The following is a 24,062-nucleotide window of genomic DNA, read 5'->3' as shown; positions in this document are numbered from 1 at the left end:
TTTTTCATAGCGTACAACTATGAGGCAGTATGGCAGATCACACTCCCGAGACAGCCGGGCACGGACAGCCTATCATATCACGTCGTACCACACTCCAAGCGGCCGCCGGCATCGGGCTCGCTGGCATTGTCGGCTCAACACCGGTTGCCGCCCAATCCTCCGGTGGCGACATCGACTGGGAGTTCGATACCGGCGCGGCGGTTCACTCCTCACCGACCGTTGTCGGTAGCTTCGTCTACGTCGGCAATGATGACGGCAGCGTCTACGCACTGAACGCGAGCAACGCCTACGAACGGTGGGAGTTCGAAACCAACGGCAGCGTTCGCTCCTCGCCATTGGTTGTCGACGGCCTTGTTTTCGTCGGCAGCAACGACAACTCGCTGTACGTTATCGACGCCGAATCCGGCGAAGAAGTCTGGACGTTCGAAACCGGCGGGGCGGTTGTGTCCTCACCAGTCGTCGTCGATAAGACCGTCTATGTTGGCAGCCGCGACGGAAGCCTCTATGCGATCAACGCCGAAACAGGTCGTCAGTCGTGGGCGTACGAGACCGGCGGACAGATCGATGGCTCTCCGGTCGTCGTCAACGGAACGGTCTATATTGGCAGCGCTGATGGCACACTCTACGCGCTTGCTGCCGATTCAGGCGAGGAGGTCTGGAGATTCGAAACCGGCGGCGAGATCCAAACGTCACCGACAGTCGCCAACGAGTTGGTCTACGTCAGCAGTGAGGACAGCAACGTCTACGCCATCGGTATCGAATCCGGCGAGGAACAGTGGAGTGAGAGCCTCTACCGGAATGGCGGCCTAACCGCGCCGACGGTCGCCGAGGGAGCCTACAGCCGCGATACCCTCTTTGTGGCGGATAATGTCCGCGTCCACGCGCTGAACGCGGCGGTCGGTGGGCCACGGTGGTCGACACGATTTGACGGGTCAGATCCAGTTGCCCCGACCGTGATGAACAATCACGTTGTCGCCGGCGACGACAACGCTGTCGCGCTTGACGCTGAGACCGGCGAGGAACTCTGGAATAACGGCGACGGCGTGACATCCGCACCGACCGGCGCCGACGACACCGTCTTCCTCGGTGGGGGCGACAGCGTCTCCGCACTGGTCTCTGGAACCGGTGGAGCAAGTGAAGACTCACGGGTGACACTCGGAACACTTGGCCACCACGACGGGTGGCGATACGCCGATCAAACACTCGAAATCGATACCACGCAACCAGAAGAAGAACAAACCGAGACCGCCGAACCAGCCGAGGGCAATGAAACCGACATCGACAGCAATGAAACCGACACTGACACCGACGAACCCACCGAGCAGTCCGGCGACGACGAGGAATCAACGGAATCCTCTGAAACCGGCACCAACGCCCCCGGCTTCGGGATCGGGACAACAATAGCAGCCGTCAGCGGAGCCAGCTATCTGCTTCGACGACGGCTGGGTGGCGACAGAGACGACTGACGACACCACTCCATATTCGGCTTACTCGAAACGCGTTGTTTCGCGGTCGAAGCCGGCCGCGAGCGTCGCTTCGTCGATCGAGCAGATCGTCGGCCGCCCGTGTGGACACGCGAAGGGGTGCTCGCACTCCCCAACCGCTCCAGTAGCTGTTCGGCATCATCCACTGATAGTTCCTCGCCGGCTTTCAACGACGGGTGACAAGCCATCTCCGCGAGGATTACATCGCGTGGATCAGTCGGTGACTCCTCAGCAGCCAACGCATCGAGCGTCGCTCGCAACGTGTCGGCGTCGGCGACGCGCCCAAGCGGAGCCGGCACCCCCGACACCCGCAGCGTCCCGCCGCCGAATGGTTCGACATCGAACCCGAGGGACGCAAGCAGGTCAGCGTGCTCCGCTGCAAGCGATGCGACTGCCGGCGACACTGACACCGATTCCGGCGGATCAAGTGTCGCTGTCGGCACCGCGTCGTCGCCGACGGCGGCCTGCAGTCGCTCGTAATTGACTCGTTCGTGAGCCGCGTGCTGGTCGATCACGAGCAGCGCGTCATCGTCCTCACAGAGCAAATAGAGTGCCCGAAAACACCCGATAACGCGGAGGTCGGCGAAGGGGTCGCTGCGGTCGACACCATCGAGTTCGGTCGTGAGATCGGTCGCGGCCGCCTCGGCGCGGCGCGCGTCGGCCGTTGACAACGCCTCGGAGACGGCGTCTTCGACTGCGGCTTCGAGGGCGTCTCGATATCGGAGTCCGACCCGTTGTTTCGCCGGGTGAATGTTCGGATCGACGGATTCGGCCGGCGGTGCGATATCGACAGCGGCAATCGGGTACTGATCACCGGGCAACAGCGAGCCATAGCCGTCAATGACCGCCTGCCGGAGCCCGGAATCTGAGACGGGGCGACCGGCGACGCTGATCCGGACGTGCTCGCGGGTCGAGCGCGTGACCGACGGGTACGCGAGAATCCCGCGCAGATAGAGCGATCCCGGGTTATCCTCAGTGTCGAGAGCCGTCGCGTGCTCGACAACGGTCGCGTTGCGGGTGACATCCGCGTCATAGACGCCGAGGAGGGCATCACGCAGGCCGCCGCCGGGAGTCGAGAACGTCTTCGCGCCGTCGTGGCGCAGCGAGAACCCGACATCGGGTTGGGCCAGCGCGTAGTCGGCGACGAGATCGCTGATCCGGCTGAACTCGGCGGCTGCAGAGGCGAGTGACTCTCGGCGGGCCGGGCGGTCGGCGAAGAGATCGGTGACCGTGACCGTCGTCCCCTGTCCGCGGGCGGCGTCGCTGACGGTTGGCTCGCCGTTCTCAACGCGGAGCCTGGTGCCGACGGCGTCGGCGTCGTTGGTCACGATTTCGACGATGGCGCAATCGCAGATTGCGGCCAACGCCTCGCCGCGGAACCCAAGCGTCGAGACCGCCGTTAGCGACGCGCCGGCGTCGGCCGGGAGCTTGCTCGTCGTGTGCCGCTGGACAGCGAGTTCGGCGTCCGCCCGCGAGAGCCCGTGGCCGTCGTCCTCGACACGAATCCGCTCGGTGCCGTCGCCGTCGACGGCGATATCGATCCGGCTCGCGCCGGCGTCGAGGGCATTGTCGATGAGTTCGCTGACAACGCGGGCCGGCCGGCTGATGACCTCACCGGCCGCAATTTTGGCGACCGTCGCGTCGTCGAGCCGACTGAGTTGGGACGGCATGCTGTTTTAGCGTGGTTGGAGGCGCGACCGGTTTAGCCGCTTCGGGTATTTGATTCGGATCACTCTTCGTCGAGTTGGGATCGAAGCGAATCCAGCGTATTGAGTGCTTCCAGCGGCGTCATCGTCGCAATATCGAGTTCGTGGAGTTCATCGACGACTGCGGCGACGGCCTCCGCGTCGAGTGCCTGCTCCCCGAGTGCGTCGGCGATGGCGTCGTCAACGGCTGCCGCGCTGGCGGCTGGATCGGTTGCGGTGTCGGTATCGGTGGCAGTCTGGCCGGCAGCGTCGTCAGTAGCGTCGTCAGCAACGCTGCTGTCGCTGGCGTCGCCGGTCGTCGTCGCCACGACCTCGCGCGCACGATCAACGACGGGTGTCGGGACGCCAGCCATCCGGGCGACTTCGATCCCGTAGGAGGCTGACGACGCGCCAGGCGCGACGCGGTGGAGGAAGGTCACGTCGTCGCCCTCGCGTGTCGCCGCGAAATGGAGGTTGTGGACGCCCGCACGCTCGTCGGCGAGTTCGGTCAGTCCGTGGTAGTGAGTCGCAAACAGCGTCGTCGCGTCGAGTTCGTCGTGGATGAATTCCGTGGTCGCTTGGGCGATAGCGAGGCCGTCGGCCGTGCTCGTCCCGCGGCCGACCTCGTCCAGCAAGACCAGCGAATCGTCGGTCGCGTCGTGGAGAATCTCGGTGAGTTCGCTCATCTCCCGCATGAACGTTGACTGGCCGCCGGCGATGTCGTCGCTCGCGCCGACGCGCGTGAAGATCCGGTCGAGAACCGGGAGAGTGGCGGCCTCAGCAGGGACGAAGCTCCCTGTCTGAGCGAGGAGGCAGATCAACGCGACCTGTCGCATGTAGGTCGATTTCCCGCTCATGTTAGGGCCGGTGATGATCGCCACGTCACCGCCAGCGAGGTCGGTATCGTTCGGGACGAACTCCGCTTGGGTGGTTTCGACGACCGGGTGGCGACCGCCGTGGATCGAGATTTGGGCGTCGTCGCTGGCGGCTCGGAGTTCGGGGCGGACGTAATCGCCCTCGGTCGCGGCGATAGCAAGGGAACACAGCGCGTCGAGTTCGGCTATCGCCGTCGCCAACGCCTGAATCCGGTCGGTTTCGGCAGCGACCGTTTCGCGGACTTCACAAAACAGGTCGTATTCGAGGCTGTCGGCGCGTTCGGCCGCGCCGAAAATCTCGTCTTCGCGCTCTTTGAGTTCGGGCGTGTAGAACCGCTCGGCGTTTTTGAGAGTTTGGCGGCGGGTGTAATCGTCGGGCACCGCATCGAGATTCGGGTTCGTCACCTCGATGTAGTAGCCGTGAACCTGATTGTGGCCGACCGACAGCGAGTCGATCCCGGTGCGCTCGCGTTCGGCGGTTTCGAGGTCGGCGACCCACTCGCGGCCCGCCTGTTCGGTCGTTCTGAGGGCATCGAGTTCGTCGTCGAAGGACGGTTTGATCACGCCGCCCTCGGTGAGTTCCATCGGCGGCTCCGGGCTGATCGCCTCGTCGATCAATGTGGCTACGTCGTCCAGTTCGTCGAGGCGGTCATGGTGGTCGCTGAGCGCGGGGATGTCGGCGATGCGTTCCTTCAGATCGGGCACAATCGACAGTGTCGCGTGCAGGGCGCGGAGGTCGCGGGCGTTGGCGCGCTCCCGCGAGACGCGACCGGCGAGGCGTTCGAGGTCGTAGGCCTCGGCCAACAGATCGGAAAGATCGCTGCGGACGACGCCGTCGCCGACGAGAGCCTCAACCGCGTCGAGGCGGGCTTCGATGGCCGCCCGGTCGACCAGCGGCCGACGAAGCCAGCGGTCGAGACACCGTCGGCCGAGGGCTGAGGCGGTTTCGTCGAGCACGTCGAAGACCGTCTCGCCGGCTCCGGGCCCGCGATTGTCGAACAGTTCGAGGCTCCGGAGCGCGGCAGCGTCGAGCCGGAGTTGGTCACGCTGGTCGTGCCGACGAATTCGAGAGACGTATTCGAGCGGGCCGTCGTCACCCTGCGTGTACTCGGCGTAGGCCAACACCGCGCCACAGGCCTGCCCTTCGGCGTCGTTGTCGAGGTGGCGGTCGGGGTCGGCGACGTACTCGGTCAGCCGCTCGCGGGCGACGGTGGGGTCGAACAACTCGGCGTCGACCACGCTGTCCATCCAGTCGCCGTCGGGGGAAACAGTCACTGCGTCGTCGGCGACGAGCAGTTCGTTCGGTTGGATGCGGTCGAGTTCTTCGCGTACGTCGCCGAGGGTCGGCACCGTCGTGACGAAACACTCGCCGGTCGACGCATCGACAGCGGCGATGCCGTAGCCGTCTCGCTCGCCGTCGCCGGCGTCGCGTTCGACGACGCTGGCGACGTAGGTCGTCGACCCCGCCGCCAACAATTCGTCTTCGACGACCGTGCCGGGCGTGATGACCCGCGTCACTGCGCGGTCAACGAGTCCGCTCGCTTCCTTGGCGTCTTCGACTTGGTCAGCCAGCGCGACCCGGTAGTCAGCCTCGACGAGGCGTTCGAGATAGGAGGCCGCGTTGTCGATGGGGATCCCCGCCATCGGGTATTCGCCGGTCGAATCCTCGCGTTGCGTTAGCGTCACCTCACAAACGCGGGCGACTTCCTCGGCGGCCTCACAGAACGCCTCATAGAAATCGCCGACCTGAAACAAAACGAGTGCGTCGGGGTGTTGCTCACAAAGCTCGACGTACTGGCCCAGCATGGGCGTCACCTCGTCCTTGCGGTCGACCATCATCGGCGGCAACCCCGTCACCGCAGTCATAGCCGGGAGGCCGTCCGCGAGCGGTATAATCGCTCGGATGTCGGTTCCGAGGCCGCAGAGAAACGCCTGGAAAGCTCAATCTGGCCGGTTTGGACAGCTGTGGCTCCCAACGCGCGCCGTGAGACCGGTTGTAAATCCCGACACTGTTTAATATGACCATCCTGTAGTGGCGATTGTAATGTCGGAAGTCTGCTCGACGTGCGGATTGCCTGATGAACTCTGCGTCTGCGAGGACGTTGCCAAAGAGTCTCAACAGATTAACATCCGCATCGACGAGCGCCGCTATGGGAAGGAGGTAACGGTCATCGAAGGATTCGACCCCGGTGACGTGGATATGAGCAGTCTCTCGTCGGATCTCAAATCCAAGTTCGCCTGCGGTGGCACCATCGAGGACGATGCCATCGAACTCCAGGGCAACCACCAGGGTCGCGTGGAGGACTTCCTCCGCGATAAGGGGTTCACCGTCGCGTGACCGCAACCTAACCCGTCTCGTTTCGACACCTGCTTTTTATCCAGCACCACTCATCGTCGGGAACCGTTATGCGGCTCCAAGGCGTTGAATCAGCTATGTCGACGTGGCGGGCCTCAGTTGTTGCACTTCTAGTACTTGCGAGTCTACTCACAGCACCGGTCGCGGCTGCGGCCGCTCCAGCAAGTCCGACCGCAGCAACACCCACATCCACAGCCCAATCGAGCCCGTCGATGTCGCTTGAATCGGCGACAACCGACACGCCGTCACCAACACCGCTGTCGACACACAACGAATTACGGTTGACGACGACGCTGGATCGAACCCCTGATCGGGTCGGGGAAATCACCGCGACCGTCACCGCCGATATCCCCTCGCAGTTCACCGAACTAACACTCGAATTGCCAGCGGACGCACAGGTAGTTGCGACCAGCGGCTTCACCCGCACCGCCGACGGCAACGTTGAATGGGACAGCAACAGCAACCCGGCAACGGTCACCTACCGGATCGACGCAAACGTTCGTAGTGCAGCCGACCAACCCGGAGCCGAGGGTTCTTACCGGTTTGCCGACACCGCCAACTGGTCGCTCGTTCAGATCCCGTCGGTCGGCGACATCAGCGGCCGGATCGTCGGCGACGACCCCGAGATCGTCCGAGAAACCGCCATTGATGGCCCCGGCGTCGCCGGCGACCGGATCGCGTTCCTCGGCTCCTACGAGCAGCGGACACAGACAGCCCACGGCCAGACATTCACGCTCGTCGTTCCCGAAGCCGCCGACCTCGAAGCCGAGCCACGCGAGATCTTCGAGTCGGTAACGACCGCCTCCGACCGACTTCGGGTCGGAGCCCGCGACGACGAAGTGCTGATGATCGCCGCCCCAACCGGCGACATCGAGTGGGCCGTTCGAGGGATTCAGACCGGCGACAGCGACTTTTGGGTGCGGGCTGACGAACCACTCAATACCCCGGCAAACAACTGGGTACACGAGTACGTCCACACCCGGCAGGATTACAACGCGGCGACAGACGCCCGGTGGATCACCGAGGCGACAGCAACCTACTACGCCGCGTTGCTGACGCTGGAGGCCGACCGCGTCGACTTCGATCGCTTCCAGCGGTTTCTCGCACAGGGAGAAGAGGAACCCCAAGCATCAGCAGTGATGACCGACCCCGACACCTGGGAGAACTTCGCCAACTACCGCAAGGGTGCGCTCGTCGCTGGCGATCTTGACCGCCGGATCAGGGTGGCGACCGACGGCGAGGCCAGCCTCGATACCGTCATCCGGGCGATCAACAGCCACGAGGGCGAGTTGACGGCCCGAGACGTTTCGGGGTATATCGACCGCATCGCCGGCGAGGGGGTCGCCAATGAGGCCGACGCAGCGACGACCGCAACAACCGTCGACGCCATGTGGGGCAGCGACGCCCACGTCGCCGCCTTCGGGGGCGAGCCCGCCCGCTTTGCCTTTCGGTTTGCTGACGACACACCGCTCAGCGTCAACGGGACGAGCCGCCCGCTCCCAGCGGCTGGCGAAAATCTCACTGTCGCTGTCAACGAGACGGTTTCGGTGGGAGTCACCGTCGAAAACGTCGGCGGGACAACCGGGGACTACCAACTTCCCTTCGATGTCGGCGACTACGAGACAACGCGGACGGGGCGGCTGGCTCCGGGAGAGACGACAACGCATCGCTTTGACCAGCGGTTCACCGACCCCGGGAGCTACCGGATCGCTGTCGGCGGCGAAGAGATTCGCGTGACAGCAACGGAGAATCCACCGGCGGCGCAATCGCCAGTTAAAGTGCCCACAGAAATCGAGACCCCCGGGTTCGGGATCGGTGTTGCAGCGGTCGCAGTCGGGCTGTTCGCGTTCCGATACAGTCGAGAGATATAGTCGTCGACACGGAATAAACACCGATCGCTGCCAGAGATTTATCTTTCTCCCAGTTGTCCGATGGGTATGGACGCTGTTCGGGCCACGCTTGTCGTCTGTTTCGTGGCCGGCTGTTGTCTTGGGATCGTTCCGGCAGTTGGAGTTGGTGAAACGCCAGCGGCAACTGCGACAACACCGTCAGCAACGACTGCAGCGACACCGACAACGCCGCCGGCAACGACCCTTCGACAGCAAGATCAGGGAAGCAAAGCGACGTTACAATCGAGTGCGAGCGATGGCCTCACGGTGACGACAACACTGGATCGGACACCAGACCGAGTCGGCGAGATCACCGTGCAGGTCGCGGTCTCGATCCCCAACCGTGTCACCCAACTCACTGCGTCGGTGCCGGATCGAGCCCGTGTCACCGACACCGATGGCTTCAGCCACGCCGGCGACGACGACTACAGCTGGGATGGTACGGACGCGAGACCCACGGTCACCTACCGCGTCGATCCCAACCGGCTCTCCGATCGAGAAGGGCCGCTGTCGGTCGACGGCCAGTATCTCTTTGCCGACACCGACTCATGGGCGCTCGTCCGGATCCCTCAAACTGGGATCGCCGGCCGCTACACCGGGAGCAGTAGCCTCGAACTCGATCGGGAGACCGCCATCGATGGCCCCGGCGTCGCCGGCGACCGGATGGCATTCTTGGGGCCAGTCGACGTTCGCACCCGGCGGGCCCACGGTCAGACTCTGCGACTCGTGATCCCAGCGGCCGCTGAGCTTGACGCCGAGCCGGGAGCAATTCTCGATTCGGTCGCCAACGCAGCCGGCCGACTCCAAGTCGGCGACCGAGACAAAGAAGTGCTGATGATCGCGGCCCCGACCGGTGCGGTCAGGTGGACGGTTCGCGGCCTCCAAGTCGGGGATTCGGATTTCTGGGTGCGCGACGCCGAGGATGTGGCGACGCCCTCGAACGTCTGGGTACACGAGTACGTCCACACCCGGCAGGACTACACCGCCGCCCCGAGTGCTGAATGGCTCACCGAGGGAAGTGCAACATACTACGCTGCGTTGTTGCCGCTTGAGACCGGCCGCATCGACTTTGAGGCGTTCCGCCGGCAGTTAGCGACCGGTGCAGCCGCAAACCAGCGGCGAGCAGTACTCACCGATCCGGATCGGTGGGATGACTTTGCCAACTACCGCAAGGGCGGACTCGTCGCCGGCGACCTCGATCGTCGGATTCGGGTGGCGACCAACCGAGAGGCCACCTTCGATACAGTCTTCCGGGAACTCAACAGCGCCACAGCGCCGATTGACGACCGAGCCGTCAGGCAAGCGGTTAGAAACGCAGCCGACCGCGACGTGGCCGCCGTCGCCGACCGCTACACAACAACGACCGCTGGGCCGCAGATGTGGAACCGCACCGCCCACGCCGCTGCCTTCGGTGGATCACCGGCCCAGTTTCGCTACCGGCTGGCCGACGATGAGCCCATAACTGTTGCGGGGCCAACACGGACAACGGCGCTCAGCGGGCAGGAACTGGCCGTTGTTGCCGGCGAAACACTCAGAGTCAGGCTGACAGTCGAAAACATCGGCGGGACGATCGGCGACTACGCGCTTCCGTTCCGTGTCAATGAGACCGAAACGGTCGCACGCGGGCGATTGCGACCCGGCGAGAGCGCGACCCACACATTTACACAGACATTCACCGAGCCGGGAACCTACCGGGTCACGGCCGGTGTCGACAGCTTCACCGTCACCGTCAGCGCAGCCGACAGCACGAGCGGTGGAACGATCGACAGCGACCCGCCAGCCCTCGATGAGGATGATATCGAAGGAACCACCGGCAACGAGACAAGTGACGATCAGAACAGTACCACACCACCCACAGCGACCGACGACGACACACCCGGTTTTGGTGTCGGCATGGCGATGCTCGCGGTGGCGATGGGTGTGCTATCACTCACTGCGAGCCGCCGACAGCAGGATTAAAACGGAGCCTCTGGGCCTTCGTCTGCGGACTGCGTCGTCGACGCCAGCGGCCCATCCCATGCGGTGAGACCGCCTTCCATACTCTCGACTTGGCAGTCGGTGGTGCCCTCATACGAGCCGATCAGCCGGGCAGCCTGCACGCTCGCCTGCCCGTGTGGACAGACGGTGATAATCCGGTCGGCATCAGTGAGTTCCGCGACCCGATCCGGTAGCTCCTCGAAGGGGATGTTAACGCTTTCTGGGATATGTTCCCGCGCAAACGCAGTTGGGTTACGGATATCGACGATGCGGGGTGGCGCGTCACTCTCATGGAGGTCAGCCACCGTCGACGGGGAGATCTCGCCATCCATACCGCGTGGGTGCCGAGCCGCGGTGAAAAGTCTCTCGGCGACCGGTGGAACCCGAGACGGACGTGCGAGAAGACTCAGGGCAGTGGCAACTCTCGGTTGTCCTTGTAGTAGAAGATGATCCCAAAGAGGATCGTCATGAGGAAATACACCGCTGCGAAGATCACACCCATCAGCACGCCCATCAGCGGGCCGGTGTTCCACACCAACAGCGCATACAGCGTCAGCGGAAAAATCAGCGTCGTCGAGATGAGCACCAGCGCGATCGACGGCGAGATGGTCGCATCACGGATGGCTATCAGCACGCGTCTGGTGCGACCCGTGGCGAGAAACCGGATGACGCGCTCCTGCACCATACCGATGGCAACGACCTGAGATGCTAAATACTCACTGGCTGAGCGACAGTGTGACACGGAGCGCGGGGGAGCCTTTTGTCGCCACCGGCCGATCCACCAGCTATGACAGATCCGTTTGTCGTCGTCGGAGCCGATGCCGCGGGCCTGAGTGCCGCCAGCAAGTGTCGCCGCGTCGACCCCGACCAAGAGGTCATCGTCTTCGAGAAAGGTCGGTGGATCTCGTATGCCTACTGCGGGATGCCCTACTTCATCGAGGGCCGCATCGAGCAGTTAAGCGACCTGCTGTCGCTGTCGCCAGCCGAGGCCGACGAGCGCGGGATCGATCTCCGGCGTGGCCACGAGGTGACCGCTGTCGACCCCAACGCCGGCCTCGTCACCGTCGACGCCGATGGCGAAACGATCGAACAGCCCTACAGCGACCTCCTTGTCGCCACCGGTGGCCGGGCGACGACCGGCCCCTTCGATCTCCGCGACCTCGATGGTGCGTTCACGCTGCACAACATGGATGCGGCCGCCGCGATCGACGCCTACATCGCTGCCCCCGAGACCTACGACGAGGCACGGATCACCGACACGCCAGCCGACCGCCAGCGGGTCGCCCACAACGCCGAACAGCCAGCCCCCAAAACCGCAGCCATCGTCGGCGGCGGCTACGTTGGCGTCGAGATGGCCGAAGCGCTTCGGGGCCGCGGACTCGATGTCCACCTCTTCCAGCGATCGGGCCACGTCCTCCAGCCGTTTGGCCAGGCTGTCGCCGACCGGGTCGAAGCCGAACTGGAAGCCAAGGGCGTCCACGTCCACACAGACACCCCCGTTGAGAGTCTCGTTGGCGACGACAAAATCGAGGCGATCAGCTACGAGGGCGGCCAGCAGCCGGTCGATCTCGCCGTCGTTGGCGTCGGCATCACACCAAACACCGAGTTGGTGGCCGAGACCGACATCGAGTTCGGTGTCGGCGGCGCGATCGCGACCGACGAGTACGGCCGGACAAATCTACCGAACGTGTATGCGGCCGGCGACTGTGCGACCGCACGCCACACCGTGACGGGCGAACCCACATGGATGCCGCTTGGGCTGACCGCCAACCGTGGCGGGCGGGCGATCGGTGCAACGGTTGCCGGCGAGTCCGAACCCGTCGGCGATATCGCCGGGACAGCCGTGGTCAAAGCCTTCGATCTCGAATGCGGGCGGGTCGGGCTTGTCGACGCTGACGCCGCCCGTGAGGCTGGCTTCGACCCGGTTCGCAAAACGATCACCGCCGGTTCCCGCTCGGGCTACTACCCCGGTGGGGCCGAAACCGACGTGACACTCGTTGCCGACCGTGAAACCGGGCGGCTGCTGGGTGGCACCATCGTCGGCGCCGACCGAGCGGCCGTCCGGATCAACACGCTGGCGACAGCGTTGGAGTCGGGGCTGACCGTCGCTGAGGTTGAACGCCTGGATCTCGCCTACGCGCCGCCGTTTAGCCCCGTGTGGGATCCGGTGCTTGTCGCCGCGAAGGTACTGCGAGGCGCGCTGTCGTGACCTGCAATCCATCGAGAATGAGCACTACACTTATGTAATGATCCTTCGTATGTCAGAAAGGAGGCAGTTCACATGTACGACCACATCCTCTATCCAACGGACGGTAGCGAGGCCGCAGAGTCAGTGCTGGATCATGTTCGGACGCTGTCGAACACCTACGATGCGACGATTCACATCCTGTATGTCGTCACACCGGATAGCGGTGATGCGTCACTCACACTCGACAAAGACGAGCAAGGCAACTGGCGGACGGGCATGTTCAAGCGGAAAGGCGAACCGGCCAGCACCAGCGGCATGGCGAAAGGCAGCGTCGATGTCAACGAGGTGCTCCGGGCCGAGGGTGAAGGCTACACCCAAGCGATCGCCAACGAGTTAGAAGGCGATGGCTGTGACACCGTCTGTGTCACCCGAGAGGGGAAACCAGACGAGGAGATTATCACCTATGCCGACGAGAACGATATTGACATGATCGCAATGGGCACCCATGGCCGCAGCGGTGTCGAGCACGCCTTCCTCGGCAGTGTCACCGAGAAGGTCGTCCGAAAGTCAGCAACGCCGGTGTTGACGATCCGCCAAAACGACTAATCGGACAGGATTCCATTTTCTTTTGCCAGCAAGATACCTTCGAGAGTGGCATCATTCGTCGGCTGGGCCCGCGCAACCGACAGTGCTTCCTCGATGGGCACCGACTTCGGTACCAGAAACTCGTTGGAGTCGAGTGTTCGCTCAGCCGGTGTCAACTCAGTGGCGAGGACGATCCCCCGACGGTGTCGCAACAGGCCGGTCGAACACCAGAAATCCTGGAGCAGTTCGGTCTCGCCAGGTTTGAAGCCAACCTCCTCTTGGAGTTCGCGGGCTGCCGCCTCGGTAAATGATTCGTCGGGTTCGACAATGCCAGCCGGGAGTTCATACTGGGTTTCTCGAACCGTCGGGCGGTACTGCTCGACGAACAGCAACTCACCGTCGGTGACCGCCACGATCACCGTCGCCGGCGGGAGCTCCGCCCAGTAGTAGCGTTTCGTCGAGCCATCCGGCTGTTCGACCAGATCGTAGCCACCAGTGAACCAGCCGGTGTCGTACTCGGCGACCGAGTCGATAACCGGCCACTCGGGGGCAGCGAGCGTCGATAGCTCGTGGGTGTCGGCCGATCTGTCGCCACCATTGTTCTCAGAATCGCTCATTGTTGGTCACCACCGGCCCCGTCGCTGGCGACAGTAACGCTGTAGCGATCACCCTCGTAGGTGACGAGGACGCGGTCACCATCGTCGCGGACGGCCTCGCCATCGAGTCGCTGGAGGGCGTCGAACTCGTCGAACGGCGAGTGGGTAAACCATGTTTTGGCACCGCCGAGGGCGCGCTGATAGCCGGCCGAGCGGCCGTCATCGGCGGTCAAGGCGGTCGTGAGATACGGAAACCGCCGCTCGCTGATCGCGGTAGCGTTGACCGCAGCTCCGGTTTCGTCGGTCGGGGTTGCTTCGAGATAGTAGGCCTCACCGCTGCCGAGATAGCTCGGGACGGCCCCGACTGCCAGCAGCGCGACGACAACAAAGCCCGTCAGCAACAGCGCGTTCCGCATGATCCGGCGCATACCGGCCGTAGGCGACCCCGGGGATACGGATTTCGGGACGCCAGCGACCGCTCGAAGAACGCGGTGGCGACCGGTTTTTGTCTGCCGGGAGCCAACAGGGGGTATGGAGTTTCGCTTCGAGTTGGCACTGGCGGCCCATCTCGAAGCCACAACCGACTGGCTGATCGCTCGCCAACTCGGCGGCGCGGTCGCCACCCCCGGTGGTCGGATCATGGATCTGTGCTGTGTCCGGCCGACCGACGCTCTCGCCGATCGCGCAGCGATCACCAGCGAGACAATTCCGCCGCTGGCGATCGAAAGCGACGTTGGCGCCGGCGAAGCCGTCGACTGGCGACCCGCCTTCGACTGCAGCATCGACCATGCCCGAAGCGTCGTCGACCGCGCCGTCGACTGCGGGTTTTTCGAGGTCGAGCGACACAACGGCCGGCGGTACGTTCGCCAGACGACTCGCTATCCAGACTGGGTTGACTCGCTGGTCGGCATCGAGAACAAACCCGATCTCGACCAGCCAGGCGATCTTGACCGCCAGCTTCGGATCGATATCGCGTTAGGCCTCTTCGATGCGGTGATCCTCGCCACCGAGAGCTACGTGACACGGGCCCATCTCAATCGGCTACCTGAGGCGGTCGGTGTCTGGCGTTTTGATCCTGAGGACGGCGAGCGCACGGTTGTCCGTGAGCCAACGCCGCTGTCGCCCAGTGAGCCCGGGATTGAGCCCACGAACACCGAACCGCTCCGCACCGATATCGCCGTCGTCGACGCCGAGGCGAAGGCACGCAAGCGACGACGGATCGCCGAGCGCGCCTACGGGAAAGGGTGGCGCACGTATGATCTCCCGGCCTGCGAGCACGCCGATCCTACCGACGACGGGCGACCGTACTGTGCGTTCTACGATCACGTCGTCAACCCGGCAACCGACTGCGGTGAGTCGTGTCCGGGCTACGAGCCAGCTGATCCGCCCGAGATTGATCAGGAAGCGATCCGCGAGGAGCGAAGCCCATGGATCGCCGACCCAGACGGTATCAGTCGATCACAGAGTGGGCTAAATCGGTTCCTGTAGGATATCGTCGCCGCCGGCTCAGATCGACGCCACAGGCAGACTATTTAGCGAAGTAGCTGGTGAAAAATCCGGAGAGGAACGCCGAGATCGCCACCGAGAGTGTGACATCGCTGAGCGTGTAGCTGTCATCGTCGCCAGCCAGTGCGACGGTGATTGCGACACTGATTACGAGTGAGATGATCCCGTTGAGGAAATCCTTGCTGAGGCCCATACGTCGATAATCGAGCGATAGCAGTATAGGTTTTGTGCGGCCTGCTGGCTCGGGTCATTGCTGCCCGATCATGTGGGGCCGTGATTCCAGAACAGCTTCTACCGTGGGGATGCTGGAAGACGTATGCCCACCACAGCAGTTGCCGGACAGACCGCTATCGTCACCGGTGCAAGCAGCGGGATCGGCGCGGCAACCTGTCGCGCCCTCGCCGCCGCGGGAGCCAACGTCGTCCTCGCCGCGCGGAGCGAAGATCGTCTGCAGGAGCTGCCAACGAAATCGACGCCGACCACGAGGTCGACACGCTGGTCGTGCCAACCGATATCCGCGAGGAGACCGCTGTCGACAGCCTGATCGAAAAGACGGTCGCCGAATTCGGCGGGATCGATATCCTCGTCAACAACGCCGGACTCGCCCGCGGGAGCGATGTCGAGACGATGTCGACGACGGCCTACGAGACGATGCAGGAAACCAACATAGACGGGATGTTCTATGCGACGCGGGCGGCGATCCCCCACGTCCGCGAGCGAAACGGCCATCTCATCTTTCTCGGCAGCTTCGCCGGGCAGTACCCGCGGTCGTACAACGCGGTGTATGCGGCCTCAAAATGGTGGACGCGAGGGTTCGCCAAGAGCGTCGCCGCCCAGGTCGGCGACGACGGCGTCGGTGTGACCGTCGTCAATCCCGGCGCGGTTCGCACCGAGTTCGAATCAGCGGATGGGCAAGCCTTCGAGGACGTCTTCGAGGAAGGCGAGGCCAGCGAACCCGAGGAGGTCGCCGAGGCGATCGTCTTTGCCGCGAGCCGAGACGGCTCAAGCATCAGTGAGATCGACATCAACAACCGCAGCAAGTTCGCCGACGACTTCTGAGCCGGCAACGGCCAATGATTAATGTTGGTGTCGGTAGTTGGACAATCCAATGCAAGCGACACCCGAACTCAGTGACGACCTGCTGCAGTGGCCGTATCTGTCCCTGCTGGTGTCGAGTGTCGCTGTCGGCGTCGTCTATCTCCTCTATCTGTTCGAGCTTGCGCCGACGCTGATCGGGGTAGTGCCGCGGTCACAGCTGATCTTTCTGTTGGGGCAGCTGTCGGTGACGCTCTTCGGGGCGTATCTTGTCGTCGTCTTCGTCGACCGATCGACTGCGGCGACACCCGACACCCAGCAGTCGACAGCCCGATCCGACACCTCGGGCGGTGCTGTCCGGCACGCTGCCGACGCCGAACAGCATAGCGATGGCGACAGCGACGCCGACAACACCGACCGCGACGGCGAGGCCACCGATATCGGCGATGACGGCGGCAGCGGTGACAACAGCGACGACGAGAACAGCACCCACGAGACGGCGATGACCCAGTTCACACAGGCGTTGGACGAACACCTCGGGATGCTGTGTGCGTGGTATGTCGCCGCCCATCCCGATTCGACAGATGAGCCACCAGCGAGCTACGACGCGCTGTTCGATGGCGACTTCGCCGAAACCGTCCGCCGACTCGACTTTGCGGCCCCCCACGAGGGCGGCCCACACGACCGAACGTGGATCGCCTGGAGTGCGGTGCGGCTCACAGAGTTCCGACGCGAGACGATGGCGGTCATCGATGTGCACAGCGATTCCATCGACCCGACTGTCGGTGCGTCCCTCCACAACCTTGCGAACTCCCGGCTCACGAAACGCGTGATCACCGCCGAGGAGGCCGCACTACCTGACCACCTGCCAGCCGACACCGCACTGGTGCTGTTTACCGAGGCCGACAGCGACGACCCACTGCACGCACATCTCGAATTGCTCCGTGAGATGCTGGCGACGCATGAAACCCACAGTGCCACGTCGCTAACGCCAATTGGCGAGCGAGACTGTTGGAGCGGCGACAATCTCGAAGCCGGCGTCGCGCGGGCAAAAGCAGCAGGCGACGCCGAGCAGTACTACAAATTGTTCTGAGCGGCCGCGGCGACCGAATCAGTCCGTGGTCGGCCCGGATTCAGCTGTCGCGGTATCGAGGCGGGTCACACCAGTACCATCGAGGCGGTACTGCTCGCCGTCGACAGCCAGCGGCTCCTCGAACGCCTCGTCAGCCGGATAGTAGTGGGCTGTGTGTACCAGCCGCGTCACGTTGGCTCCGAGCTCGTCGGCCAACGCCAGCGCGCCCTCACGGGTCATATGTTTGGTGCCGAAGCTTCGCGGGACGCCGTCGGCGTCGTGGTGGCTCCCGCCAAGCGGGTGGCGATCACAGAGCGCGGCCGGCACGATGGCGTCGGCAAGAAACAGGTCGGGGTCGCGGAGTCGGTCGCGAGAGTCGACAGGGATATCGTAACTGGTGTCACCCGACAGCGAGAGCTTAGCACCTGTCTCGGGGTCGACGACGACAAGCCCGAAACAGAGCAGCGGTGGGTGCTCGACCGGAACCAGTGTGAGTTCGAGCCCACAAATCTCAATCGACGCCAGTGGCGTCACATCGTGCACCGACACCCGATCGAGGTAGTCATACTTACGGCGGATCGTTTCGGCGACCGATTCGCCGGTTTCGGGGTCGACCCCGTTGGCAGCGTAGACGGGCAGGTCATCGAAGACGCGGTAGGCGTTGCCAAGGCCGTCGAGATGATCGAAGTGAATGTGGGTGACGACCGCGGCGTCGGGCAGTGGCACGGCGTGGCTGAGAAACTGCTGGCGAAAATCCGGGCTCAGGTCGACAAGGATCGACTCGTCGGTGCGTTCGTTCTCGATGTGGACGGAAAACCGGCTGCGTTCGATACCGCGAGCGCGGGCGTCAGCGCAGGTTGCACAGTCACAGCCGACGGTCGGCGTCCCCGTCGTATCGCCGGTGCCAAGCAGAGTGACGCGCATGCTCATTGCGGTTCCTTACTGCGGTGGCGTTTCGGCGTCGTCAGTGGTGGCTGCCCCGTCGTCCGCATCGTTGTGGTCGTGATCGTGCTCGCTGTGATCGTGGTCATCGTGATCGTCGGCACTACCGGTGAGCGCCGCGCCGTCGCCGTCGATCATGTCCATGTTTTTGAGGTTGTCCCGCTCCTCGAAGTCCTCGACGGCGGCGATCAGATCGTCCTGGGTGAGTTCGGTTCGTTCTTCGGTCAGGGCCTCAAGCACAGCCTCTCGGAGCACCATGCGGAGGTCGCTGCCGGTTAGGCCCTCGGTGTGTTCGGCGATCACCGCGGGATCGAAGCCATCGATCTCCATCGGCTGGGTGATGACTTCGAGGATATCCGACCGCATCCCGCGATCGGGTTTCGGGAAGTTGACGATCTCATCGAAGCGTCGCCACGCTGCGGCGTCCAGTTGGTCTGGGTGATTGGTGGCGCCGATCAGGAGGACATCGTCGCGGATCAGCGAGATGTCGTCGATCGATTTGAGCAGGGTGTTGACCGCGCGCTTCAGCGCGGCGTGTTCGTCGCTGCGGCGGGTTTTGGCGACCGAATCGAACTCGTCGATAAAGAGGATACACGGCGAAAGCCGCTTTGCGACCTCGAAGGTCTTCTCGACGTTTTTGGCCGTCTCGCCGAGATACTGGCTGGTGATCATCGAGAGTTTGACCTCGACAAATGGCAGGCCGAGTTCGTGCGCCAGCGCGCGAGAAATCGTCGTCTTGCCGGTACCCGGCGGGCCGACAAAGAGCAGTTTGCCGATCTCGCGAAGTCCGATCGAGGCGAGATAATCGCGGTGTTCGATCGCCTTGACGATCTTCTGGATCTCTTCTTCCTGGTTGGTTGTGAGCACGAGGTCATCGAGAGTCATCTCGATTTCCTCGGGGGCACGCACCGAGACGAGATCCAACATCTCGGCGTCGTCGTCCTCGTCGAAATACTGCGAAAGCAGCGCGTCGATCCAGACACGGTCGGCCTGGATCGGGCGAGTGTTCTCACGGGCGTCCTCGTAGGTCACCGAGACGCCGTCTTCGTCCTCGGCCGCGGAGGCGATCGTGGGGTTTGTCGCCAACTGCTCGTCGTCGGCGCGTTCGAGATACCACTCCACGGCCATCTCAGGTTGGGTCAGCGAGATCTCCCCGGAGAAGTCATCGCGCTGGGTGAACAGGAGGCCGGAGACGGCCTCCCACGGGCGTTCGACGCCGGTGGCCGTGCGGGCGACCGACTCGGTCACTTTCAGCGGGCGGGCGATCTCACCCGGTGGGGCTGGCTCGTCGGCTGTCGATGCATCGCTCTCGTCGGCATCGTCAGCCGTGTCGGTATCGGTCCAAAACACCTGCCGGAAGCGCGGCGGGAGATCGTTCTCGTCTAACGAGCGTGTCTCGTTGTAGACGTGGGTCGTCAGGAGGAACTCGACAACGGTCAACGCCGGGTCACTCATCCCACATAGCTTCTAGCTAAGTTCGCTTAAGACCGTCGAAGCAACCCACGCGTGGGCGGTCGAGCGCCACGACAAACACGACCCGACGCGTACACAGTTTCGAAACCGCATATACTGATTCCCAATACCACAACAAAAAAGATATTTAGTGAATTAAATAGACACTAATCCCTAATATACAATTATAAGCCAGACAAGTATCGACCAATAACCATACAAATCGACACACATTAACGAGTAGTATTTTACCCCGCCGGGCCGAGGAGTATGATAGTCACAACCAAGATGAGGGCAATACCATCACCCAGATGTCGACGCCCGAACAGTCCCCAGATCACACACGATACCTCACCCACAGACAGCGACCGATACCGACAGAAAGCAACGGTGCGGTCAGCCGACGACAACACTGATCGTCGACAACGCGAGGAGCTACCGTGTCGCTAACCGACGATGACAATCTCTCGGAGACACCGTCGAGCGAGGACAACAATGCAGCAACCCACAGTGACACCGGTCGCGCAGGGATAATCCTCGCCGGGGGCGCTCCGAGCGATTTCCGACCATCGACAAGGCGTTGGCACCGCTTGACGGCGCGCCGTTGCTCCGCCATGTCGCTGACGCGTTGTCGCCGGCGGTTGACGAACTCATCATCAACTGTCGACAAGACCAGCAGGCGGCGTTCGCCAAAGCGGTCGACGACGACCCCCGGTTTGCGATCGATCCGGTCGCTGACCGCGGGCCGCTGGCTGGGGTGCGAACCGCGCTGGCGGCAACCGAAGCGACGTATGCAGCGGTGGTGCCCTGTGATATGCCATTTGTCCCGGCGGGATTCATCGAGTATCTGTTTGGCCAGGCGCAGAACAAAACCGGGGCGGTGCCGTGTATTGGGGGGCAACAGCGATCATTGCCGGCAGTCGTGCATGTGCGGGCAGCCGCCGCGGCCTGTGAGACAGCACGTCACCATCGCGACGGGGGACTTGCGGCATTCATATCGGCGCTTGATCCCATCGTTGTCTCTGAACGAACCGTGACCGCCCACGTCGACGCGAAGGCCTTCACCGACATCGACACCCACGAAGATCTGGCCGCCATTCGTGAGGCGGGTCACCGAGCTGAGCAGTAGTGAGGGTGGTTCCTCAGTCACCGAGATCCAGTTCCCCGAGCCACGCCAGCAGATCCGGAGCGAACGGATAGGGCCACGCGCTGCCGAAGATGGCTTTGAACGTCGCGGCGATGCTGAACACGATCGTCAGCAGCCCGCCAACTCCGCCCAAAAAGAGCAGTATCGCGCCGATGACGACCGAGAGCGTCGCCAAGGGCTCCGGCAAGATCGGCAACGAGATCATCTCATTGGTGGCTGCCGTGCCCTCGTCGGCACCGAGAATGAACAAAATCACACCGATGAAGGCGACTAGGAACACCGAGAGATGCCAGTTCAATGCATTGCGGGCGTTGGCGCGGGTGAACTGATGCGAGGAAAGTAGATAGACAACGGTGGCGATGACAATACCGACGCCGAAAAAGCCAGTAAACAGCGTGATCGGGTGAATGAAAATACCCAACACGGAGCGTTCAGCGAGCAGTTCAGGGCCATCAGGAGAGTCAGGCGGGGACATCGGGTAGGTCGTTAGTATACATACTCACATCCCCGGTATCAAATCACTGGATCCGACCCGCTGCCGCAGCCACCGGACAAGTCGTTCGATAACAAGGATTCCGAGACTGATCGCCAACAGGTCAAATGCTGTCCCCCAAAAGACAACATCGCTGGTCGTCGACCCAACATCGAGACCAGCGATCGTAAGGACGGCCCCGAGAGCTAACAACAGCAGTGTTAACTGGAGACCGGCAAGCGCGAGCGTCCGAATCCCGGCGGTATCGCGCATCGTAAGAAAGCCACGGGTTGAGAGCCGATCCAGCGGTGAATCACTCGCCAGCTGACGTTTGCCGGTCGGCGACAACGGCCACTCGGCTTCAGGGTGGTTGATATAATAGAGCGTAATCGACTCAGGATAGGTTTCGGTGGCAACGATATCGATCGCCTGAAGCTCGTTCAGGCGGTTGCGAACGGTCGCCGTCGACACGTCGGGTTTGATCCGCGCCTGGAGCTGGCGGATCGAAAAGAAGGGTCGATCGGCGTCCAGCATCGTCTCGACGACGTGGGCTTGCGTCAGGGTGTTATCGAGGTTGCGGTCGATTCGCTCGTCGATCCACTCGGGCAGCGACGACACGGGCGGGGATTTGCCGGCAAGCATTATAAACCTCCCAGCGTCGTCTCCGTGGCTGAAACGACCGATGGGGTGGGATCAATCATCGCCCACGGTTGACGCCGGGCGATGACCGTAGTCGCCGGCAGGCGGCTCAGCTGTCGACTCAACGGTGAGGTCGCCGGTCAGTCCCGTCTCGGTGATCGAGATAGCGATCGATGCCGGGCGAGCGCGGTACTGCGCACGGTGGTTGCCATCGGGAGCGATCTGTGTCTCGACGGCGACGAGCCCGGCAGCTTCGAGGCGGTTCAACCGCCGGTAGATCGTGACGGTTGACGCCGAACAGTGGTCAGCGATCTCGGCTGCTGGTTTCGGGCCAGCAGCCAACGCGTCCAGAATCGACCGGACGTAGTCGTCGGCGAGCAACGACAGGATCTCTTCGACAGCGACATCGTCGATCGATTCCGACTGGGGTGGGGATTGGGAGGGCTGCATACACGCCACCCCATGGCTGAGAGGGTGATAAATACAGCCGAGAATTCGGCGTCGACAAACCGTGATTGTACCGCCGTAAATCCGCGTTTTGCGGGCGTAAAATCACCCGACAGAGGCTTAATTCGACCGTAGCTGTCTCTGCTGGGTCGTTCGCTGTTTGGTGCCTACGACGGGTCGTCAATATCGACGCGCCCCTGATCGAGGGCGGCCAACACGCCGCGAACGTTGAGCCGCGTTTCGGCCCACCCTTTCTCGGTGCCCCAGATCTCGGTGAGATCGGTGTTCGTGACGAAGTGATCGATGACCGCCTCGTCGTCGGACTGCCGGTCGCGCTGCTGGCGGATCGCCTCAACCCACTCGACGAGACTACGTTTGTAGCCATCGAGCAGCGCGGCATCGTAGCTCCGCGGCCCGAAGTGAGCGAAACAGAGGGTGTCGGGATCGAGCGACTGGATCATCGAGACGTCGTCAATACATTGCTGGACATCGAACTGCGGCGGCGGCGACGTGACGCGGATCTCATCGCGGGCGGCAACGTAGATGCCGGCGGCATCGCCGGTGAAGACGAGCCCGTCGCTCTCGAAGACGAGCTGGTGGGGAGCGTGACCCGGTGCCGCATGCACTGTCAATGTTCGATCGCCGAGATCAACCTCATCGCCATCGGTGAGGCCGGCGATCCGATCCTCAGGAACAGGCTGTGGTTCGGTATAGTAGGGCCACATCTCGTCGACAGCGGCCTTCGTTCCCTCGATCAAGTGACCCGGGTCGATAAGATGGTCGACGCCGCGGTCATGGACGAGTACCTCGGCGTCCGGGAACGCCTCGGCGAGAAAGCCCGCGCCGCCGGCGTGATCGAGGTGGACGTGGGTCGGCAGAATGTAGCTCAACGAGTCGATGCCGAGTTCGTCGAGAGCGTCGAAAATGTACTCGCGGTTGGTGCCGATCCCGGTGTCGATGACCGCCGGCTCGGCGGTATCGAGGATGTAGACCGCGCCGTAGCCGGCGACATCGTACATGCCGGTGTCGACGTAGTAGAGGTTCGGCCAGTCGGCAACAGCTTCGAGATCACCCGGGGCCATCAGATCGACAACTCCTGGCTGGTCGTAACCTCACCAAAGAGGAACGCACAGTGATCGACCGCATACTCGCGATCATCCTCCTCAATGTAGCCCAGTGCGTCCTCGATAACGACCGGCTTGAAATCCCGCACCCCGGCACTGCCGGCGGTGTGGAACACACAGACGTTGGCAAGGGTGCCACAGATCAGGAGGTCGTCGATCCCGTGAGCGTTTAGCCACCCCTCCAACTCAGTTTGGTAGAAGGCGTCGTAGGTGTGTTTGACGACGACGTGATCGTCGGCGGCGACAGTGAGATCGTCGACGATCTCGGCGTCCCACGAGTCCTCGACGACGTGTTCACCCCAGCGATCAAACTCGTCGTAGTAGTGGGCATCGTCGAACTGCTCCGGCGGGTGGACATCCCGGGTGTAGACGACCGGCATCCCTGCGTCGTGGGCGCGGTCAACGAGGTCGCCAACCGGGTCGATGGCGGCCTCGCTGCCAGGCGCGTACAGCGAGCCATCCGGGTGACAGAAGCCATTTTGCATGTCAACAACGACGAGTGCAGTGCTGTCTGCGTCGTAATCCATACCCATCGGTACTGTCGCCGGCGAATAAAAGCCAGCGACCCCGCCGCCGACGGATAGGGGAAAG

At 63.1% G+C, this 24,062-nt stretch carries 23 protein-coding genes and 1 pseudogene; 10 read left to right on the top strand and 14 right to left on the bottom strand.

All coding sequences use genetic code 11. The features are described from left to right. The first annotated feature begins 29 nt into the window (after nt 1-29). On the top strand, nt 30-1,466 hold the full coding sequence (locus ACFQJB_RS09245) for a PQQ-binding-like beta-propeller repeat protein (RefSeq protein ID WP_379726493.1): 1,437 nt from the start codon (nt 30-32) through the stop codon (nt 1,464-1,466). Here ACFQJB_RS09245 and mutL read toward each other — a convergent pair. Beyond that, on the bottom strand, nt 1,424-3,154 hold the full coding sequence (gene mutL / locus ACFQJB_RS09240; protein ID WP_379726490.1) for a DNA mismatch repair endonuclease MutL: 1,731 nt from the start codon (nt 3,152-3,154) through the stop codon (nt 1,424-1,426). The two genes, ACFQJB_RS09245 and mutL, sit on opposite strands and share 43 nt — an antisense overlap. Nucleotides 3,155-3,213: 59 nt before the next feature. After that, nucleotides 3,214-5,910, bottom strand: a complete 2,697-nt coding sequence (gene mutS, locus ACFQJB_RS09235) for a DNA mismatch repair protein MutS (protein WP_379726487.1) — start codon at nt 5,908-5,910, stop codon at nt 3,214-3,216. A 178-nt stretch (nt 5,911-6,088) separates the two neighbouring features. On the opposite strand from mutS, the gene yciH reads away from it, so the two are divergent. The 3 genes from yciH (at nt 6,089) to ACFQJB_RS09220 (ending at nt 10,248) form a co-directional block, all read left to right on the top strand. Further along, nucleotides 6,089-6,382, top strand: coding sequence for a stress response translation initiation inhibitor YciH (gene yciH, locus ACFQJB_RS09230; protein ID WP_120084435.1), 294 nt, complete (start codon nt 6,089-6,091; stop codon nt 6,380-6,382). A 95-nt stretch (nt 6,383-6,477) separates the two neighbouring features. Then, nucleotides 6,478-8,271: a hypothetical protein gene (locus ACFQJB_RS09225; RefSeq protein ID WP_379726484.1), complete on the top strand. Its 1,794-nt coding sequence runs from the start codon at nt 6,478-6,480 to the stop codon at nt 8,269-8,271. Between the two features lie 66 nt (nt 8,272-8,337). Beyond that, on the top strand, nt 8,338-10,248 hold the full coding sequence (locus ACFQJB_RS09220; protein WP_379726481.1) for a CARDB domain-containing protein: 1,911 nt from the start codon (nt 8,338-8,340) through the stop codon (nt 10,246-10,248). Here ACFQJB_RS09220 and ACFQJB_RS09215 read toward each other — a convergent pair. Then, on the bottom strand, nt 10,245-10,598 hold the full coding sequence (locus ACFQJB_RS09215) for a rhodanese-like domain-containing protein (RefSeq protein WP_379726478.1): 354 nt from the start codon (nt 10,596-10,598) through the stop codon (nt 10,245-10,247). The genes ACFQJB_RS09220 and ACFQJB_RS09215 overlap by 4 nt on opposite strands. A 74-nt stretch (nt 10,599-10,672) precedes the next feature. Continuing rightward, complete coding sequence (locus ACFQJB_RS09210; protein ID WP_379726475.1) at nt 10,673-10,951, bottom strand: hypothetical protein; 279 nt, start codon at nt 10,949-10,951, stop codon at nt 10,673-10,675. Between the two features lie 102 nt (nt 10,952-11,053). Between ACFQJB_RS09210 and ACFQJB_RS09205 the strand changes: the two genes are divergently transcribed. Further along, nucleotides 11,054-12,475: an FAD-dependent oxidoreductase gene (locus tag ACFQJB_RS09205; protein WP_379726472.1), complete on the top strand. Its 1,422-nt coding sequence runs from the start codon at nt 11,054-11,056 to the stop codon at nt 12,473-12,475. A 72-nt stretch (nt 12,476-12,547) separates the two neighbouring features. After that, complete coding sequence (locus ACFQJB_RS09200; RefSeq protein WP_379726469.1) at nt 12,548-13,060, top strand: universal stress protein; 513 nt, start codon at nt 12,548-12,550, stop codon at nt 13,058-13,060. On the opposite strand, the gene ACFQJB_RS09195 is transcribed toward ACFQJB_RS09200, so the two are convergent. Together ACFQJB_RS09195 and ACFQJB_RS09190 are read right to left on the bottom strand one after the other, a co-directional pair. Continuing rightward, on the bottom strand, nt 13,057-13,656 hold the full coding sequence (locus tag ACFQJB_RS09195) for an NUDIX hydrolase (protein ID WP_379726466.1): 600 nt from the start codon (nt 13,654-13,656) through the stop codon (nt 13,057-13,059). The two genes, ACFQJB_RS09200 and ACFQJB_RS09195, sit on opposite strands and share 4 nt — an antisense overlap. Further along, a complete protein-coding gene (locus ACFQJB_RS09190; protein ID WP_120103296.1) occupies nt 13,653-14,063 on the bottom strand; it encodes a hypothetical protein in 411 nt (136 codons plus the stop codon). The genes ACFQJB_RS09195 and ACFQJB_RS09190 overlap by 4 nt, the downstream gene beginning before the upstream one ends. Before the next feature lie 103 nt (nt 14,064-14,166). Between ACFQJB_RS09190 and ACFQJB_RS09185 the strand changes: the two genes are divergently transcribed. Further along, complete coding sequence (locus tag ACFQJB_RS09185; protein ID WP_379726463.1) at nt 14,167-15,123, top strand: DUF5787 family protein; 957 nt, start codon at nt 14,167-14,169, stop codon at nt 15,121-15,123. A gap of 40 nt (nt 15,124-15,163) precedes the next feature. Here the strand turns inward: ACFQJB_RS09185 and ACFQJB_RS09180 are convergent, their stop codons facing one another. Further along, nucleotides 15,164-15,334, bottom strand: coding sequence for a hypothetical protein (locus tag ACFQJB_RS09180; protein ID WP_165853299.1), 171 nt, complete (start codon nt 15,332-15,334; stop codon nt 15,164-15,166). 123 nt (nt 15,335-15,457) lie between these two features. Between ACFQJB_RS09180 and ACFQJB_RS09175 the strand changes: the two are divergent. Then, nucleotides 15,458-16,200 (top strand): annotated as a pseudogene (locus ACFQJB_RS09175) (SDR family oxidoreductase). A 49-nt stretch (nt 16,201-16,249) separates the two neighbouring features. Continuing rightward, nucleotides 16,250-17,269, top strand: a complete 1,020-nt coding sequence (locus ACFQJB_RS09170; protein ID WP_379726460.1) for a hypothetical protein — start codon at nt 16,250-16,252, stop codon at nt 17,267-17,269. Between the two features lie 18 nt (nt 17,270-17,287). On the opposite strand, the gene ACFQJB_RS09165 is transcribed toward ACFQJB_RS09170, so the two are convergent. Further along, entirely contained in the window at nt 17,288-18,172 is an 885-nt protein-coding gene (locus ACFQJB_RS09165) for an MBL fold metallo-hydrolase (protein WP_379728014.1), read from the bottom strand. 15 nt (nt 18,173-18,187) lie between these two features. Beyond that, complete coding sequence (locus ACFQJB_RS09160; protein ID WP_379726457.1) at nt 18,188-19,645, bottom strand: ATP-binding protein; 1,458 nt, start codon at nt 19,643-19,645, stop codon at nt 18,188-18,190. 577 nt (nt 19,646-20,222) lie between these two features. Between ACFQJB_RS09160 and mobA the strand changes: the two genes are divergently transcribed. Next, nucleotides 20,223-20,771, top strand: coding sequence for a molybdenum cofactor guanylyltransferase (gene mobA / locus ACFQJB_RS09155; protein WP_379726454.1), 549 nt, complete (start codon nt 20,223-20,225; stop codon nt 20,769-20,771). A gap of 13 nt (nt 20,772-20,784) precedes the next feature. Here mobA and ACFQJB_RS09150 read toward each other — a convergent pair whose 3' ends face one another. The 5 genes from ACFQJB_RS09150 to ACFQJB_RS09130 all read right to left on the bottom strand — a co-directional run bounded on the left by ACFQJB_RS09150 (nt 20,785) and on the right by ACFQJB_RS09130 (nt 23,998). Beyond that, nucleotides 20,785-21,264 carry a DUF4870 domain-containing protein gene (locus ACFQJB_RS09150; protein ID WP_379726451.1) on the bottom strand — a complete coding sequence of 160 codons (480 nt, stop codon included), beginning with the start codon at nt 21,262-21,264 and terminating at the stop codon, nt 20,785-20,787. Between the two features lie 24 nt (nt 21,265-21,288). Beyond that, a complete protein-coding gene (locus ACFQJB_RS09145; RefSeq protein ID WP_379728012.1) occupies nt 21,289-21,879 on the bottom strand; it encodes a hypothetical protein in 591 nt (196 codons plus the stop codon). 75 nt (nt 21,880-21,954) lie between these two features. Then, complete coding sequence (locus ACFQJB_RS09140) at nt 21,955-22,350, bottom strand: ArsR/SmtB family transcription factor (RefSeq protein ID WP_379726448.1); 396 nt, start codon at nt 22,348-22,350, stop codon at nt 21,955-21,957. 164 nt (nt 22,351-22,514) lie between these two features. After that, on the bottom strand, nt 22,515-23,429 hold the full coding sequence (locus tag ACFQJB_RS09135; RefSeq protein WP_379726446.1) for an MBL fold metallo-hydrolase: 915 nt from the start codon (nt 23,427-23,429) through the stop codon (nt 22,515-22,517). After that, a complete protein-coding gene (locus ACFQJB_RS09130) occupies nt 23,429-23,998 on the bottom strand; it encodes a cysteine hydrolase family protein (protein WP_379726443.1) in 570 nt (189 codons plus the stop codon). The genes ACFQJB_RS09135 and ACFQJB_RS09130 overlap by 1 nt, the downstream gene beginning before the upstream one ends. Nucleotides 23,999-24,062 lie beyond the last annotated feature (64 nt).

Origin of the sequence: Halonotius sp. GCM10025705, assembly GCF_042662885.1 — an archaeon.
GTDB lineage: Archaea > Halobacteriota > Halobacteria > Halobacteriales > Haloferacaceae > Halonotius > Halonotius aquaticus.
This window is presented reverse-complemented; position numbering and strand designations above follow the sequence as displayed.